This window comes from Nocardiopsis sp. iso_237, from assembly GCF_056173345.1.
The window spans coordinates 5,174,207-5,190,638 of record NZ_CM149669.1; the positions used below are offsets into that span (position 1 = coordinate 5,174,207).

The 16,432-nt window shown below is 68.5% G+C and carries 19 protein-coding genes; 1 reads left to right on the forward strand and 18 read right to left on the reverse strand.

Annotated elements, in window-relative coordinates:
* Positions 1 to 118 precede the first annotated feature (118 nt).
* On the forward strand, positions 119 to 715 hold the full coding sequence (locus AC0VYM_RS23320) for a cob(I)yrinic acid a,c-diamide adenosyltransferase (protein ID WP_475455579.1): 597 nt from the start codon (positions 119 to 121) through the stop codon (positions 713 to 715).
* Positions 716 to 764: 49 nt separating this feature from the next.
* On the opposite strand, the gene AC0VYM_RS23325 is transcribed toward AC0VYM_RS23320, so the two are convergent.
* From AC0VYM_RS23325 to AC0VYM_RS23410, 18 genes are all read right to left on the reverse strand, one after another.
* Positions 765 to 1,070 carry an MTH1187 family thiamine-binding protein gene (locus tag AC0VYM_RS23325; RefSeq protein ID WP_475455581.1) on the reverse strand — a complete coding sequence of 102 codons (306 nt, stop codon included), beginning with the start codon at positions 1,068 to 1,070 and terminating at the stop codon, positions 765 to 767.
* 61 nt (positions 1,071 to 1,131) lie between these two features.
* Positions 1,132 to 1,587: a DUF2550 domain-containing protein gene (locus tag AC0VYM_RS23330; RefSeq protein ID WP_475455583.1), complete on the reverse strand. Its 456-nt coding sequence runs from the start codon at positions 1,585 to 1,587 to the stop codon at positions 1,132 to 1,134.
* 55 nt (positions 1,588 to 1,642) lie between these two features.
* On the reverse strand, positions 1,643 to 2,032 hold the full coding sequence (locus AC0VYM_RS23335) for a F0F1 ATP synthase subunit epsilon (RefSeq protein ID WP_475455585.1): 390 nt from the start codon (positions 2,030 to 2,032) through the stop codon (positions 1,643 to 1,645).
* A gap of 130 nt (positions 2,033 to 2,162) precedes the next feature.
* Positions 2,163 to 3,608 carry a F0F1 ATP synthase subunit beta gene (atpD, locus tag AC0VYM_RS23340; protein WP_017546083.1) on the reverse strand — a complete coding sequence of 482 codons (1,446 nt, stop codon included), beginning with the start codon at positions 3,606 to 3,608 and terminating at the stop codon, positions 2,163 to 2,165.
* A gap of 5 nt (positions 3,609 to 3,613) precedes the next feature.
* Positions 3,614 to 4,534 (reverse strand): F0F1 ATP synthase subunit gamma, encoded by a 921-nt coding sequence (locus AC0VYM_RS23345; RefSeq protein WP_475455587.1) that lies wholly within the window; start codon positions 4,532 to 4,534, stop codon positions 3,614 to 3,616.
* A 3-nt stretch (positions 4,535 to 4,537) separates the two neighbouring features.
* On the reverse strand, positions 4,538 to 6,178 hold the full coding sequence (gene atpA, locus AC0VYM_RS23350) for a F0F1 ATP synthase subunit alpha (RefSeq protein WP_475455589.1): 1,641 nt from the start codon (positions 6,176 to 6,178) through the stop codon (positions 4,538 to 4,540).
* A gap of 65 nt (positions 6,179 to 6,243) precedes the next feature.
* On the reverse strand, positions 6,244 to 7,062 hold the full coding sequence (locus AC0VYM_RS23355; protein WP_475455591.1) for a F0F1 ATP synthase subunit delta: 819 nt from the start codon (positions 7,060 to 7,062) through the stop codon (positions 6,244 to 6,246).
* Positions 7,062 to 7,607 carry a F0F1 ATP synthase subunit B gene (atpF, locus tag AC0VYM_RS23360; RefSeq protein ID WP_475455593.1) on the reverse strand — a complete coding sequence of 182 codons (546 nt, stop codon included), beginning with the start codon at positions 7,605 to 7,607 and terminating at the stop codon, positions 7,062 to 7,064. Before atpF ends, AC0VYM_RS23355 begins: the two co-directional genes overlap by 1 nt.
* A gap of 55 nt (positions 7,608 to 7,662) precedes the next feature.
* Positions 7,663 to 7,884, reverse strand: coding sequence for an ATP synthase F0 subunit C (atpE, locus tag AC0VYM_RS23365; RefSeq protein ID WP_475455595.1), 222 nt, complete (start codon positions 7,882 to 7,884; stop codon positions 7,663 to 7,665).
* Between the two features lie 125 nt (positions 7,885 to 8,009).
* On the reverse strand, positions 8,010 to 8,840 hold the full coding sequence (gene atpB, locus AC0VYM_RS23370) for a F0F1 ATP synthase subunit A (protein WP_475463183.1): 831 nt from the start codon (positions 8,838 to 8,840) through the stop codon (positions 8,010 to 8,012).
* 106 nt (positions 8,841 to 8,946) lie between these two features.
* Entirely contained in the window at positions 8,947 to 9,177 is a 231-nt protein-coding gene (locus tag AC0VYM_RS23375; RefSeq protein ID WP_475455597.1) for an AtpZ/AtpI family protein, read from the reverse strand.
* Between the two features lie 105 nt (positions 9,178 to 9,282).
* Complete coding sequence (locus AC0VYM_RS23380) at positions 9,283 to 9,705, reverse strand: hypothetical protein (protein ID WP_475455599.1); 423 nt, start codon at positions 9,703 to 9,705, stop codon at positions 9,283 to 9,285.
* 224 nt (positions 9,706 to 9,929) lie between these two features.
* Complete coding sequence (locus tag AC0VYM_RS23385) at positions 9,930 to 11,096, reverse strand: MraY family glycosyltransferase (protein WP_475455601.1); 1,167 nt, start codon at positions 11,094 to 11,096, stop codon at positions 9,930 to 9,932.
* 12 nt (positions 11,097 to 11,108) lie between these two features.
* A complete protein-coding gene (locus AC0VYM_RS23390; RefSeq protein WP_475455603.1) occupies positions 11,109 to 11,906 on the reverse strand; it encodes an L-threonylcarbamoyladenylate synthase in 798 nt (265 codons plus the stop codon).
* 86 nt (positions 11,907 to 11,992) lie between these two features.
* Positions 11,993 to 12,856 (reverse strand): peptide chain release factor N(5)-glutamine methyltransferase, encoded by an 864-nt coding sequence (prmC, locus tag AC0VYM_RS23395; protein ID WP_475455605.1) that lies wholly within the window; start codon positions 12,854 to 12,856, stop codon positions 11,993 to 11,995.
* Positions 12,853 to 13,920 (reverse strand): peptide chain release factor 1, encoded by a 1,068-nt coding sequence (gene prfA / locus AC0VYM_RS23400; protein ID WP_475455607.1) that lies wholly within the window; start codon positions 13,918 to 13,920, stop codon positions 12,853 to 12,855. The genes prmC and prfA overlap by 4 nt, the downstream gene beginning before the upstream one ends.
* A 120-nt stretch (positions 13,921 to 14,040) precedes the next feature.
* Positions 14,041 to 14,250, reverse strand: coding sequence for a 50S ribosomal protein L31 (rpmE, locus tag AC0VYM_RS23405; protein ID WP_475455609.1), 210 nt, complete (start codon positions 14,248 to 14,250; stop codon positions 14,041 to 14,043).
* Between the two features lie 197 nt (positions 14,251 to 14,447).
* Positions 14,448 to 16,274, reverse strand: a complete 1,827-nt coding sequence (locus AC0VYM_RS23410) for an L-lactate permease (RefSeq protein ID WP_475455611.1) — start codon at positions 16,272 to 16,274, stop codon at positions 14,448 to 14,450.
* Between the last annotated feature and the right edge of the window lie 158 nt (positions 16,275 to 16,432).

The following is a 16,432-nucleotide window of genomic DNA, read 5'->3' on the forward strand; positions in this document are numbered from 1 at the left end:
AGGTATCAGTGAGCCACATCACCACCACCCCCTGATACTGAACAGTTATCCTCCGTGACCCACCCGTGCTCAGAGCCCCGACCCGGCCCCCGACCACGCCCTCCCCTAGGCTGGGGCCATGAGCACAAGGGACACGGACAAACCGGTCGTACTGTCGAAGATCTACACGCGTACCGGTGACTCCGGCACGACGGCGCTCGGCGACATGAGCCGCACCTCCAAGAACGACACCCGCCTGGTGGGCTACGCCGACACCGAGGAGGCCAACGCCGCCATCGGCGTCGCGCTCGCCCTGGGAGACCTCCCCGAAGACGTGCGCGTCCTCCTGCTGCGGATCCAGAACGAGCTCTTCGACCTGGGCGCGGACCTGTCCACGCCGATCGTGCCCGACCCGGAGTACCCCCCGCTGCGCGTCCTGCCCGAGTACGTCACCCGGCTGGAGGAGGCCTGCGACACCTACAACGCGGACCTGCCGACCCTGCGCAGCTTCATCCTGCCCGGGGGCTCGCCCACCGTCGCCCTGGTGCACGCCGCCCGTATCGTGGTCCGCCGCGCCGAACGCTCGGTGTGGGCGGCCATCGAGGAGCACGGGGACGGCGTCAACCCGCTCACGGCGCAGTACCTGAACCGTCTGTCGGACCTGCTGTTCATCCTGGGACGCCACGTCGCCGGAGACGGCGACGAGATCCTGTGGAAGCCGGGCGGCGAACGCTAGGCGCCCCGGAGGCTCCCGGGACTCCCGCCGCCCGGCCCGGAGACGAGGATCAGGAGGAGCCGCCGAGTTCGCGCTCGACGGCCTCCACCTTGCTGTGCAGTCCGTCGGTCACGCCCTCGCGGACGTCGGCCTTCAGGGTCAGGCTCACCCGCGCGGCACCCTCACCGGCGGCCTCCACGGCGCGCTTGACGACGTCCATCACCTCGTCCCACTCACCCTCGACGGTGGTGAACATGGCGGAGGTCTCGTTGGGCAGCCCGCTCTCGCGTACGACCCTGACCGCACGGGCCACGGCCGGGGCGACGGACTCGCCCGTACCGAGCGGGGACACGGAGAAAGCGACGATGGTACTCATGGGGCCATGCAAACACACGGGCCCCGTCCCTGTGAACCTCAGGGGCTCCGCCGCGCGGCGGTCAGGCCTGCCACTGGGTGCCCGGGGGCATCGACTCGATCCACGACAGGAACCCGGTGAGCGCGCTCTCGCCCATCGCGACCTCGAAGGCCGCCGCACTGGGGTCGCTGCCGTCCGACCCGGCCCAACCGATCTCCAGGACGGTGACGTCGGCGGGCAGGGGCGCGTCCCCCGCCCCGGGGGAACGACGCCCCACAACGACGAGACCGCGGCGCGACAGTCGCACTGTCGGCCGCGGTCTGAGGGAGAGGACGGGGAACCAGCCGAGGTCACCCGATCCGTACCGGCCGAAGCCGATCCGCCAGGATCCCCGACGCCCCTTCTCCCCACGCGCGCGCAGGTAACACTCGACGGCCCCGCCGCTGCGCAGCAGCACGAACCGTCGCATCCAGCCGGTGCCGAGCACCAGCACGACGAGCAGGACGATGGCGAGGACCACCCACCACAAGGACTCCAACCACGGTGTTCCCTGAAGCGGTGCCACTCCCACGTCTCGTCGCCTCCCGGCTTCGCTAGGCGACTTCCTCGCCAGCAGCGCGCAGGCGGCTGCGGGCACGGGCGGCGGCCAGGTTGTCACCCGACTCGCCCGCGTCCTTCAGCGCCTGACGCGCACGGTTCACATCGATGTCCTCGGCGAGCTCCGCGGTCTCGGCGAGGATGGAGATACGGCCCTCACCCGAAACCGAGACGAACCCACCGTGGGCGGCGGCCCGGATCTCACCGGTCTCACGCGCGCCCAGAACGCGAACGACCGCGTCCTCGGCCAGAAGCGACAGCACCGGGACGTGCCCGGGCTGGACGCCGATCTCGCCCTCGACGGTCTTCGCGATGACCATGTCGCCCTCGCCCGCCCAGACCTCGCGGTCCGGAGAGACGATCTCGACGAAAAGCTTCTTCGACACTGCCACAAACTCCTCGGCTAGCGGGTGGGTTCGGCGGGGCCGAGTACGAAATGGATACTCGGCCCCGCCTCGGGTCTAGCCCCGCCCGTCGCCCTCCGCTCCCAGAGCGGGGGGACACTGACGCGCAGTACTAGCCTTCCTGCAGCTTCTTGGCCTTCTCCACGACCATGTCGATGTTGCCGACATCGAGGAAGGCCTGCTCGGGAAGGTGGTCGTACTCGCCGTCACACAGACCCTTGAAGGACGCGATGGTCTCCTCAAGCGGAACGAACACACCCGGGGTGCCGGTGAACTTCTCGGCCACGAACATGTTCTGCGAGAGGAAACGCTCCAGGCGACGAGCCCGGTTGACGATGATCTTGTCCTCTTCGGACAGCTCGTCCATACCGAGGATGGCGATCTGGTCCTGGAGGTCGTTGTTGCGCTGGAGGATCTCCTTGACGCGCTGGGCCACCTGGTAGTGCTCCTCGCCCACGTACTGCGGGTCCAGGATGCGCGAGGTGGAGGCCAGCGGGTCGACCGCCGGGTAGATACCCTTCTGCGAGATCGGGCGGGAGAGCTCGGTCGTCGCGTCCAGGTGGGCGAACGTGGTCGCCGGCGCCGGGTCGGTGTAGTCGTCCGCGGGGACGTAGATCGCCTGCATCGAGGTGATCGAGTGACCACGCGTCGAGGTGATCCGCTCCTGGAGCTGACCCATCTCGTCGGCCAGGTTGGGCTGGTAACCCACGGCCGAGGGCATACGGCCCAGCAGCGTGGAGACCTCCATACCCGCCTGGGTGAAACGGAAGATGTTGTCGATGAAGAGCAGCACGTCCTGACCCTGGACGTCGCGGAAGTACTCCGCCATCGTCAGAGCCGAGAGCGCCACGCGCAGACGGGTGCCCGGGGGCTCGTCCATCTGGCCGAAGACGAGCGCGGTGTCCGGGAGGACGCCCATCTCGTCCATCTCCAGGAAGAGGTCCGTACCCTCACGGGTGCGCTCACCGACACCGGCGAACACGGACACACCACCGAAGTTGCGGGCGATACGGGTGATCATCTCCTGGATGAGCACCGTCTTGCCCACACCCGCGCCACCGAAGAGGCCGATCTTCCCACCGCGCACGTACGGGGTGAGGAGGTCGATCACCTTGATGCCCGTGACCATCATCTCGGTCTTGGACTCGAGCTGGTCGAAGGCCGGGGCCTTGCGGTGGATCGGCCAGCGCTCGGTCACGCCGAGCTCGGCCGTGGGCACGTCCATGGACTCGCCCAGGGTGTTGAACACGTGGCCCTTGACGACGTCGCCGACGGGCACGCTGATGGGCGCGCCGGTGTCGCGGACCTCGGCGCCACGGACCATGCCGTCCTGCGGGGCGAGGGAGATGGCGCGGACCAGGTTGTCACCCAGGTGCTGGGCGACCTCCAGGGTCACGACCTTCTCCGTGCCACCGATGCTCACGTCGGTGTGCAGGGCGTTGTAGATGCCGGGCAGGGAGCCGACGGGGAACTCCACGTCGACGACCGGGCCGGTGACCCGGGCGATGCGGCCGGTGGCGGTGCCAGCGCCGGCCGTACCTTCAACTGTCGCAGTCACTTCTGTTACTCACTTCCCGCGCTGGACCCAGAGAGCGCATCGGCACCGCCGACAATCTCACTGATCTCATTGGTGATCTCGGCCTGACGAGCCTGGTTGGCCAGACTGGTCAGGTTCTTGACGAGTTCTTCCGCGTTGTCGGTCGCGGCCTTCATGGCCGCCCGACGGGACGCCTGCTGGGAGGCGGCCGACTCCAGGAGGGACGCGTAGATCCGGTTGACCACGTACTGCGGAAGCAGCTGGTCCAGGACCTCCTCCGCGGAGGGCTCGAACTCGTACAGCGGCAACGCCTCGCCGCCGACGCTCTCCTCGAGCTCCTCGGCCTCGACCTCCTCCACCTCCAGCGGAAGGGCGCGGACCGCCCCCGCCCGCTGGGTCAGCATCGACACGAACTCCGTGGAAACCACGTGGATCTCGTCGACACCACCCTCGGCGGTGTCCTGGGAGAACCTCTCCATGAGAGTGGAGCCGATCTCCTGGGCGTGCGCGTAGGTCACCCGCTCGGTGAAGCCTTCCCAGGACTCCTCGACCTCACGGCCGCGGAACTTGTAGAAGGCGGCGCCCTTGCGGCCCACCATGTAGGTGAGGACCTCCTTGCCCTGCTCCTTGAGGAGCTGGGTGAGGGACTCGGCCTCCTTGATGACGTTGCTCGAGAAGGCGCCGGCCAGACCCTTGTCGCTGGTGACGACCAGGACGGCAGCACGGGTGGGGTTCTCGGCCTCGGTCAGCAGCGGGTGATCCGTCACCCGGCTGGCCAGAGCCGACACCGCCCGCGTGATCTCCCGTGCGTAGGGTCCGGCAGCCTCGGCCGCGCGCTGCGCCTTGGTGATGCGCGTGGCGGCGATGAGCTCCATCGCGCGGGTGATCTTCGCCATCGACTTCGTCGAGCGAATCCTCCGGCGATAGACGCGAAGCTGTGCACCCATGGGTTACTTCCCGCCCTTGGCGACCTTGATGGTCTCCTGGCCGACCTTCTCCTCAGCGAGAGCCTCGGCCTCGGCCTCGGTGCCCAGGAGGGTACCGGCGGAGGTCTGGAAGCTCTGCTTGAACTTCTCGATGGCGGCCTGGAGGGTCTTCTGGCTGTCGTCCTCGAACTTGCCGGTGTCCCGGATGGTGTCCAGGACGGCCTTGTGCTCGCGGTCCAGGAAGGACAGGAGGTCCTCCTCGAAGCGGCGGACGTCCTCGACCGGGACCTCGTCGATCAGGCCGGTGTTACCCATCCAGACCGAGACGACCGTCTTCTCCATGGAGAAGGGCGAGTACTGCCCCTGCTTGAGGAGCTCCATCATCCGGGCACCGCGCGCGAGCTGCTGCTTGGAGACGGCGTCCAGGTCCGAACCGAAGGCGGAGAACGCCTCGAGCTCGCGGTACTGGGCCAGGCCCAGACGCAGCGTGCCGGAGACCTTCTTGGTGGCCTTGGTCTGGGCGGCGCCACCGACTCGGGAGACGGAGACACCGACGTCGATCGCCGGACGCTGGCCCTGGTTGAACAGGTCCGAGTCCAGGAACACCTGACCGTCGGTGATCGAGATGACGTTGGTGGGGATGTACGCCGAGACGTCGCCCGCCTTGGTCTCGATGATCGGCAGGGCCGTCATCGAGCCCGCGCCCAGCTCGTCGGAGAGCTTGGCGCAGCGCTCCAGGAGCCGGGAGTGGAGGTAGAAGACGTCACCCGGGTAGGCCTCGCGCCCCGGCGGGCGGCGCAGCAGGAGGGAGACCGCGCGGTAGGCCTCGGCCTGCTTGGTCAGGTCGTCGAAGACGACGAGGACGTGCTTGCCCTCGTACATCCAGTGCTGGCCCAGGGCCGAACCGGTGTACGGGGAGAGGTACTTGAAGCCGGCCGGGTCGGACGCCGGGGAGGCCACGATGGTGGTGTACTCCATGGCGCCGGCCTCTTCGAGGGCACCGCGCACGCTGGCGATGGTCGAGCCCTTCTGACCCACCGCGACGTAGATGCAGCGCACCTGCTTCGTGGGGTCGCCGGTCTCCCAGTTCGCCTTCTGGTTGATGATCGCGTCGATACCGATCGCGGTCTTGCCGGTCTGCCGGTCACCGATGACCAGCTGGCGCTGGCCACGGCCGACCGGGGTCATCGTGTCGATCGACTTGATGCCGGTCTGGAGCGGCTCGCCCACGGGCTGGCGCTCCATGACCGTCGCGGCCTGGAGCTCAAGCTCGCGGGTCTCGGTCGTCTCGATCTCGCCCTTGCCGTCGATGGGGTTACCCAGGGGGTCCACCACACGGCCGAGGAAGTTGTCGCCCACCGGGACCGAGAGGAGCTTGCCGGTGCGACGCACCTTCTGCCCCTCCTCGATGCCGGTGAAGTCACCCAGCACCACGACACCGATCTCACCGATCTCAAGGTTCTGGGCCATGCCCAGGGTGCCGTCCTCGAACTGCAGCAGCTCGTTCGCCATCGCCGAGGGAAGGCCACCGACGCGGGCGATGCCGTCACCGGAGTAGGTGACGGTACCGACCTCTTCAGCGCGGGTGGCGTCAGGCTCGTACGACTGGACGAAGCGCTGTAGCGCGTCCCGGATCTCATCCGGCCGGATCGTCAGCTCCGCCATCTCTACGTTGTCCTTGCTCTCAAATGGCGCCGGGCCGGCGCCGTGCGTGCTTGCTTGTCTTCGCGTCAGCCGGCCAGGCGGCGCTGGACCTCAGCGATGCGCCCGGCGATCGTGCCGTCGATGACCTCGTCGCCCACCTGGATGGAGAGTCCACCCAGGATTTCCGGGGCGACCTCGATGTTCAGGTGGATCTCGCGGCCGTACTTGCGGCTCAGCAGGGTGCGCAGGCGCGTCTGCTGGGTCTCGTTCAGCGCGTGGGCGGTACGGACGACGGCGATGAAGCGCTTCGCGCGCTCGGCCACCAGTTGTCCGAAGTTGTCGAGCGCCTGCTCCAGCGTACGTCCCCGGGGGTGGGTGACCGCCTGGCCGACCAGGGCCAGCGTCGCGGTGCTCACCTTGCCCGAGAGCAGGTTCTCGACCAGCGCGCGCAGGTGGGCGTCGGCCACGCCCTCACGGGTGAGGGCCGAACGCAGCTCGGGCTGGGCGACGACGATCCGCTGGAAGCGGAACAGCTCGTCCTCCAGCTCGTCCAGCCGGGTGCCCTCGACGGAGGCGACGGTCGCGTAGAGCGCCGTCCGCTCCAGGGCGTCCAGCATGTCGCGCCCGGTGGACCAAGGCTGCGAGACCACGTCGCTGACCACGAGGACCGTGGACGGCGAGACCTTGCCCTCAAGGATCTGACCGATCAGCGCGGTCTTCTTCTCGGGGTCGTTGGCCGGGTCCGCCAGCCAGCGGCGGAGCGAGTGCTCGCCGCTGATCAGGGCGACGACCTCGAAGAGCTCGCCACCCAGCGAGACCGCCTGCTCGGCGCTGGCCGACGCCAGGACGTTCTCGTCCAGGCGCCGGATCGCCTCAGCCAGGGAGCTACGGCTGATACCACGCATCAGCGCACCCCGGCTTGCTTCGCGCTCTCGTCCTGGTCCAGCTCCTCCAGGAACCGGTCCACCACACGGGTGTGAGCGGCGCCGTCACTGAGCGTCTCACCGACGATGCGGCTCGCGAGCTCGGTGGACAGGGCGCCGATCTCGCCGCGGAGCTGGACGAAGGCCTGCTGCCGGTCCGCCTCGATCTGCGCCTTGGCGGACTCGATGATGCGCTGGGCCTCGACCTGGGCCTCCTCGCGAGCCTCGGCGATGATCGCCGCGCGCTGCTCCTTGGCCTTCTCGAGCTCCTGCGCGTACTCGCGGTGCGACTCTTCGAGCTTCTCGCGGTACTGCTGGCGGATCTCCTCGGCCTCGGCCTCGGCCTTCTTGGCCCGCTCGATGCCACCCTCGATGGCGTCGTGACGCTCGTCGAGGACCTTCATCACCTTGGGGACCGCCTTGCGGGCCACAAAGAAGTAGACCACGGCGAGCGCGATCGCACCGAAGGTGAACTTCACCCAGTCGATCCGCAGAATGTTTGGTTCGGCTGCCAACTCGACCAACATGGTCAGCCCTCCTTCACGTCAGTAGCCATCAAAAAACGGTTGGCGATCCGACCGGCTAGTTGACGGCGAACGCGAGGACGAAGCCCAGAATGGCCAGAGCCTCGACGAGGGCCATGCCCAGGTAGATGTTGGTCTGGAGCGGGCCGCGGGCCTCGGGCTGGCGGGCGATGGCCTGCATACCGAGACCGAAGACGATACCGACACCGATACCGGCGCCGATGACGCTGATGCCGTAGCCGACGGTGTTGATGCTGCCGGAGATAGCGGCGATGTCCATGGTGTTTCCCTTTACTCGACGTCCGGCGTCGCGTTCTGCGATTGGTCAGTGCGCCGGTGTGGACGGGTCAGAAGCACTCCGCGCCCTGGTCCGATCAGGGGATCGGGGGAACGTGGAGGGGGTCTTTAGTGAGCCGCTTCGAGCGACTGGCTGAGGTACAGGCTCGCGAGCAGCGTGAACACGAAGGCCTGGATCAGCATGATCAGGATCTCGAAGACGAAGAAGGCGATGTACCCGAGCAGCGCGGCACCGGAGAAGACCACGGAGACCGCGGCGAGCATCGGCTCCGCCGTCAGGTTGAGCATGTACCAGCCGCCGTAGGCGAACACGGCCAGCAGCAGGCTGCCCGCGAACATGGTCGCGAACAGACGCAGGGCGTGCGTCGCGGGGCGGATCAGGAAGACCGAGAGGATCTCGATCGGGGTGACGATGACGTAGAACACCTTCGGCATGCCGGGGGGGAAGATCTGGTTACGGAAGTAACCCCAACCGCCCTGGTTGCGCATACCGATGACGATGGTCATCACGTAGATGGTCAGGGAGAACATCGCCGTGAAGGCGAGGTTGCTGTTGACCGGGAGCATCCCGGGGATGAGCCCGGTGAAGTTCATGGCCAGGATGAGCGTGAAGATGCCGGTCAGGAACGGGATGAAGCTGTCACCCTTGGCACCCATGGTGGGTCGGGTGATGTTGTCCCGGATGAACAGGATCAGCATCTCACCGACGCTCTGCCTGCGGCTGGGGACGAGGCTCAGCTTCCTGCTGAACCACGACCACAGAAGCAGGACCGCACCGACCGCGACGAGCAACAGAACCAGGTACAGGTCGATGCCCGCGCTGCCCGGAATGTTGGCGAACCACGGCTCCGGGAAGAACATCTTGATGGTGGGAGCCTCGAACCCGCAACCGTTGTCGCCGAAGAGATGGCAACCCGGTTCGGCCGCGAGAATGCGCACGTCAGCACTCACGGCGAATCCTTTCGTCGTGACGCAAGAAAGCCTCGTTGATGGTTGTTACTGCAAGCGTCGTCGCGAGTGCGGGCGACGCGGGACTGCGGGGTGCTCAGAGGTGGCGAGTCCTGGCGACGATCAGGTAGATCGAGCCGGCCATGCCGAGAACGGCCCCGATGGGCAGGAAGAGCGCTTGGAAACCCAGGAGCTTGTCCGCACCCCAGCCGACCGCGCTCCACAGGAGGACACCCGAGAGCAGAGTGGAGAAGAGTGCCCAGCCGTCGGACTCGCGCGGCGCCCGGGGCGCGCTGGAGTCCTTCTTCTTGGCTGGTTCGCTGCTCATCTCGCTCCGGAATATAGCATGTGGGGCACGGCTGGACCGTGGCTGCCCGCCTGCCATGGAACAGGGTATTACGCCCGTTCCCACGGGCTGCGGCGGGGCACCCCATCACGTGTTCTCCGAGCTCTCACTCGGGTCCACGTGGAGGATCTTCGCCCGGGAGGTGGCCCAGGTCTGCCCGCCCAGCCACGTGACGACGACGGCCAGTGCGCTGTAGACGAAGGAGTTACTGCTCAGGTCAGCGATGAAGGGGCTCTGACCGAGGGTCACCAGCAGAATGCCGAGCAGCGCCATCTTGACGACGAAGCCGAGCATGTTCGCCACGAGGAACAGGTCCTTGTTCCTCCGGGTGACCATCATGACCGCCCACTGGCCCAGCCCGAAACAGGCCAGGATGATGCCGACCGCAAGGGCCGAGCTGAGAGCTCCGGCCATACCCGCGAAGAGGGCCGAGACCGCGATGGCCAGGACCCCGCACGCGGCGCTCGGAAGCGCGGCGCCGCGGAGAATCCGGGCGTCGTGTTCCTGCATGACGAAGCTCCGTGGGGTTCAGTGATTACCTGCTCGTGAAAGCTATCACAAGGTTTTTGGTGCCATATCCAGGGTGCCCTTAACGCGGTCTTAACGCCTCGCGAAAGCGCCGTTCCACGGCCACTTCGGCCCTTGTGTCACCTTGGCCACACTTGCCTCGAGCTTCACACCAGCGCACATTCCGAACGCACTGCGGGACCTCCGTCCCGAACGTGACGCCGCGTTTATCCATCGGTTGACCGATGGTGATCTGCGCTCTCCGGGGCCCGGCTCCCCCGGTCCCACGGAAGGAGTCCGCGGCGGCGCAGACGCGGCAGCGCGATGAGACCGACCGCACACGTGGCCACCAACACGGTGACCGTGAGGACGATGAGGGCCGAGTCGAAGATGGACAGCGACACGGCGGCGAAGGCGACGATCCCCGCCCACAGGTACATGAGCAGCACCGCGCGGGTGTGGGTGTGCCCCATGTCGAGCAGCCGGTGGTGGAGGTGGCCCCGGTCGGGCGCGAACGGGGACTTGCCCGCCAGCGTCCTGCGCAGGACCGCCAGGACCAGGTCGGCCAGGGGCAGCGCGATCACCAGCAGCGGCAGCGCGATCGGGAGGAAGACGACCAGACCGGAGGAGTTGAACTCCTCCCTGGCGGTGTTGGCGTCGAACTGGCCGGTGACCGTGATGGTGATGGAGGTCAGCAGCAGGCCGAGCAGCATCGAGCCGGTGTCGCCCATGAACACGCGGGCCGGGTGGAAGTTGTGGAAGAGGAAGCCCACACACGTTCCGGCCAGGATGATCGCGATCATCGCCGGATAGGACTGGCGGACGAAGCCCTGCTCCACGGCGACCACGTAGTAGTACGCGAAGAACGCCAGCGACGAGATGCCGACGATGCCCGCCGCGAGGCCGTCCAGCCCGTCCGCGAAGTTGACCGCGTTGATGGTCACCACGATGAGCAGGATGGAGATCATCGCCCCGAGCCAGGGCCCCAGCGACAGCTGGGTTCCGGGCAGCGGCAGCCACAGCAGCTGCACGCCCTGCCACACGAGGATGCCCGCCGCGGCGACCTGACCGGCCAGCTTGCTCAGGGCGTCCATCCCCCACCGGTCGTCGATGACGCCGATGACCGTGATGAGCCCGCCCGCCAGCAGCAGACCGATCCAGGTCTTGGCGACGAAGACGTTCTGGAGGTGCGGCAGCTGCGCGGAGATCAGCAGCGCCGCCGCGAACCCGCCGTAGATGGCCAGCCCGCCCAGCCGTGGGATCGGTTCGGTGTGCACGTCGCGGTCGCGCACGGGGGGCGCGGCGCCGAAGGCGATGGCCAGTCGGCGTACCAGCGGGACCAGCAGGTAGGTCACCGCGGCCGCGATGACGAAGGTGAGCGCGTACTCCCGCACTGCCTGATCCCTCTAGCTCTCGGAGCGGTCGGTGTCCTTGGACCCTTGGGTCTCTGGCTCGGCGGCCCCGGACTCGGGTGCCTCCGCTGACTCGGGCGACTCGGCCGCCGCCTCGGCGGGGGCCTCGCCCTCCTGCGCCTTCTTCGGCTTGGTGCGGCCCTTGCGCAGCTCCCCGATCACGGTGCCGCACACCGAACGCAGCTGCTCGATGGAGATCGCTCCGGAGCGCAGCACGCGGGGTACCGCGTACGTGAGGTCGACGATCGTGGAGGCCACCGGACTCTCGGCTTCGCCGCCGTCCAGGTACACGGCGACGTCGTCACCGAGCTGTTCGATCGCCTCCTCCGCCGTGGTCGCGGCGGCCTGACCGGACTTGTTGGCGCTGCTCACCGCCATGGGGCCGGTCTCCTTGAGCAGTTCCAGCGCCACCGGGTCCATCGGCATGCGCACGGCCACGGTGCCCTTGGTGTCGCCCAGGTCCCAGGAGAGGCTGGGGGTGGCGGTGCACACGAGGGTGAGCGGGCCGGGCCAGAACTCCTCCATGAGGTCACGTCCGTGGTTGCCCAGGTCCTCGATGAGCGCGGAGGCGGCGCGCATGGAGCCCACGAGGACCGGCGGCGGCATGTCCCGCCCGCGACCCTTGGCCTCCAGGAGTCCGGCCACCGCCTTCGGGCTGAAGGCGTCGGTGCCGATGCCGTACACGGTGTCCGTGGGCAGCACCACGAGTTCGCCTCGGCGTACCGCGGACGCGGCGTCGGCGATGCCGTCCTTGCGGGCGGTCTCGTCCGCGCAGTCGTAGATGCGGCTCACCTGCGTCACCTCAATCTCGGTCGACCGGACCTGGTTGCCGGTCCTGCGGTGGGGATGGGGGGTGTGGCTCTGCGGACACGGGGCGGCTAACCGTCGTCGTCGGCGCGGCGCATGACCACGAAGCGGTCGCGCCGGGCCATGTCCTTGCGGTTGAGGACGTCGCGCCAGCCGCGGTCCTCGGGGAACAGCCGGGGGATGTCGATGCCCTGGCCGTCGTGGTGTTCGACGGCCATGGCGCCGCCGGGGCGGAGGAGTCTGCGGCCGACCGCCTCCAGCTCGCGGATCATGTCCAGCCCGTCCGCGCCGGACCACAGGGCGGGCGCCGGGTCGTAGTCGCGCACCTCGGGCGGGATCACCCCGGCCTCGCTGGTGGGGACGTAGGGCGGGTTGCTGATGAGGAGGTCGACGCGGCCGTTGAGCTCGGGCAGGGCGGTGCGCATGTCGCCCTCGTGGGAGGTGACGCGGTCGGCGTGCCCGGTGGCCTCGATGTTGCGGCGGGTCCAGGACAGGGCGCCGGGGTCGATCTCCACGGTGTGCACGCGGGAGCGGGGGACCTCCTGGGCGATGGAGATCGCGATGGCGCCGGAGCCGGAGCCCAGGTCCACGACGAGGGGGTCCGCGACGTCCATGGAGCGCAGGGTCTCGATCGCCCAGTCCACCATGATCTCGGTCTCCGGCCGAGGCACGAAGACCCCCGGGCCCACCTGGAGTTCCAGGTACCGGAAGTAGGCGCGGCCGGTGATGTGCTGGAGGGGTTCGCGCGCCTCGCGGCGGGAGACGCACTCCCAGTAACGTGCGTCGAAGTCGGCGTCGGAGACGGCGTGGAGTTCCCCTCGACGGACACCGTGCACGAACGCCGCGAGTTCCTCGGCGTCCGTACGGGGTGAGGCCACGCCCGCCTCCGCGAGCCTCAGTGTGGCGCGGGCGACCTCGTCGAGCAGGAAGTTCATGATTGGGCGGCTTCGAGCCTCTCCTTGGTGTCCGCGTCCACCAGGGCCTTGACGACCCCGTCCAGCTCCCCGTCGAGGACCTGGTCGAGGTTGTAGGCCTTGTAGCCGACGCGATGGTCGGAGATACGGTTCTCCGGGAAATTGTAGGTGCGCACGCGCTCGGAGCGGTCCACGGTGCGGACCTGGCTCTTGCGCTCGGCGGACGCCTCGGCGTCAGCGCTGGCCTGGGCCTCGGCGAAGATGCGGGCACGCAGGATGCGCATGGCCTGCTCCTTGTTCTGGAGCTGGCTCTTCTCGTTCTGGCAGGAGGCCACGATGCCGGTGGGCAGGTGGGTGATCCGCACGGCGGAGTCGGTGGTGTTGACGCTCTGACCGCCGGGCCCGGAGGAGCGGTAGACGTCGATGCGCAGATCGTTGTCGTTGATGACGATCTCGATCTCCTCGGCCTCGGGGACCACGAGGACGCCCGCGGCGGAGGTGTGGATGCGCCCCTGGGACTCGGTGACCGGGACGCGCTGAACCCGGTGGACGCCGCCCTCGAACTTGAGCATGGGCCACACGCCGGTGCCGGGCTCGGGGGTGCCCCGGTTCTTGAAGGCGATCGTGATGTCCTTGTACCCGCCCAGGTCGGAGTGGGTGGCGTCGATGACCTCGGTCTTCCACCCCTGCCGCTCGGCGTAGCGCAGGTACATGCGGACGAGGTCGCCCGCGAACAGGGCGGACTCCTCCCCGCCCTCGCCGGCCTTGACCTCCATGATGAGGTTCTTGTCGTCGGCCGGGTCGCGCGGGACGAGGAGGACGCGCAGGCGCTCGGTGAGCCGCTCGGCATCCTCGGTCAGGCGGTCGGCCTCCTCCGCGAAGGAGGAGTCCTCGGCGGCCAGCTCACGGGCGGCGTCGATGTCGTTCTCGACCTCCTTGAGCTGACGGTAGGCCTCGATGATCGGGGTGAGCTGTGAGTAGCGCTTGCCCAGCGTGCGCGCCTTGGCCTGGTTGGCGTGCACCTCGGGGTCGGCGAGCTGCTGTTCCAGCTCGTAGTACTCCCCAAGGAGGTCGTCCAGCTTCACTTTCCCACGTTCCCGTCTTGTCGCTCGCCCTGTCCGTCTCCCCCGTACGGGGAACCGCCTGGATGCCCGGTGGTGCCGCCCGCTCCTGGGAGGGGCGGCACCACCGGGCGACGGGCAGCGCTACTTGCGCTTGCCGAAGCGCTTCTCGAAGCGGGCGACCCGGCCACCGGTGTCGAGGATCTTCTGCTTGCCGGTGTAGAAGGGGTGGCACGCGGAGCACACGTCGGCGCGGATCTTGCCCTCGGAAACCGTGCTGCGCGTCACGAACTGGGCCCCGCAGGTGCAGGTCACCTCGGTCGGGACGTACTCGGGGTGGATGTCGGCCTGCATGTGTGTCTCCTTGCTAGTGCGCGACCGCCGGACGCATGACGACCGCACCACCGTCGGGGGTGGGGCGGCGTTCGTTGACCATGCGCGAACCGGTGTCGCGGCGATCCAGGTAAGAGGGCGGCGTGCACTCCCCCTCGGGAGGACGGCCGTTCCCTGATACCAGTTTGCCAGACCATCAACCGTGCCGGGACCAGTACCTATTCCCGCCCCCTTTCCGGCGTCTTCGCGCCCGGTGTCCCGACCGCCGCGGACTCACGGCGGTCGCGGCGCCACAGCCACGCCAGGGTGCCGCCGGTGGCCGCGAGGGTGAGGCAGAGCATGAGGAGTCCCGCGTTGGCACCGGGCCCGTGGATGAACAGGTAGGCCAGGGAACCCGCCGTCAACAGGTAGTAGGTCAGCGGGAACACCGTCTGGCGGAGGATGTCGCCCTCCCTCCCGGCGAGGCCGACCACGGCGGAGGCGGCCACCACGTTGTGCACGGTGATCATGTTGCCCGCCGCACCACCGGCGGCCTGGGCGGCGACGACGTTCTCGGGCGGGACCCCGATGCGTTCGGCGGTGGAGTGCTGGAACAGGGAGAACATCAGGTTGGAGACGGTGTTGGACCCGGCCACGAAGGCACCCAGGGCACCGATCCAGGGAGCCAGCAGTGGCCACTGCTGGCCGCCGAGTTCGGCGGCCCCGGTGGCCAGGGTGAGCGGCATGCTCTCCAGGTCGGTCGCGCCGAACCCGGTCCCCGTGTTGATGAAGACCCGTACGAGGGGCACGGCGAAGAGCAGGGCCACGGCGGCACCGGCCAGCTGGGAGGCGGCCGTCCGCCAGGAGTCGAGGATCTCCCGCGGCCGCATCCGGTGCAGGCCGTAGGTGACGAGGCAGACGAGGACGAAGGTGGCGCCGGGCGAGTAGAGGGGGGCCACGGAGTCCCCGATCGAGGTGCCGAGGATGTCGGTGGCGCCCACGGTGACGCCGGACAGCCAGTCCTTGACCGGCTCGACGGTGCGGGTGGCCACGAGCAGGGCGGCGACCAGGAGGTAGGGGGCCCACGCGTTGAGGAAGCCGACGCGTCGGCCGGTGTCGGCCGTCCGCTCCGCGCCGCCGGACTCGATCCGCCCGGTCCAGCGGGCCAGCCAGTCCTCCCGGGGCGGGAAGTCCCAGACCCGCTTCGGCATGAGGAAGCCCCGACGGGCGGCGAGCACGACGATGACCAGGCCGGTGAGTCCGCCGAGGAGGCTGGTGAACTCGACGCCGAGGAAGTAGTTGTACAGGAGGGAGGGGACGGTCAGGGCCAAACCGCTGAAGAGCGCGAACCGCCACACTTCCAGACCGTCGGAGAAGCGCCGCCTCCCGCCGTAGAAACCGCAGAGCATGCAACAGATGAGTACGGGGACGAGGGTCCCGGTGATCGAGTGCAGCAGGACGGTCTGGAAGCCGATCTCGGTGACGTACTCGGGGAAGCTCATGCCGAGTTCGGACGCACGCGCCTCCACCCCTCCGCCGCCCTCCAGGCCGCCGCCGACGCCGACGAGGATCGGGGTGCCGACCGCGCCGAAGCTGACCGAGGTGCTCTGGATGACCATGCCGACCATGACCGCGGCCATGGCGGGGAAGCCCAGGGCGAGCATGAGGGGGGCGACCACGGCGGCGGGGGTGCCGAACCCGGAGGCGCCCTCGATGAAGCTGCCGAACAGCCAGCCGATGATGATCGCCTGGATCCGGCGGTCGGGGGTGATGTCGGTGAAGGTCCGGCGGATGGTGGCGACCGCCCCGCTCCTGGTGAGGGTCGAGAGCAGGAGCAGCGCGCCGAAGATGATGTAGAGCAGGCCCGCGGCGAGGATCAGGCCCTGGAGGGTGGAGGCGGCGACGGTCGCCCATTCGGTCCGCCAGAAGAGGACGGCGATCGTGACCACGACGACGTATCCGGCGGGCATCGCGTACATGGCGGGGAGGCGGAACCCGACGAGCAGGACTCCGACGACCAGGATCGGGGTGAGCGCGAGAAGGCTGAGCAGGGCGAGGTTGTCCATCCAGGCGGCTCCCTGGTAGGGGGTGTGCACTCTGGCCCGCGTGACCCTACGTTCGCGGACCGACACCCACCAGCCCCCCACTGTGATCCGAGACACATCGGTGATCATCGGCTTCCGCGCTCCGGAAACCACCCCTGCGGAGGCACCCCGGACACACG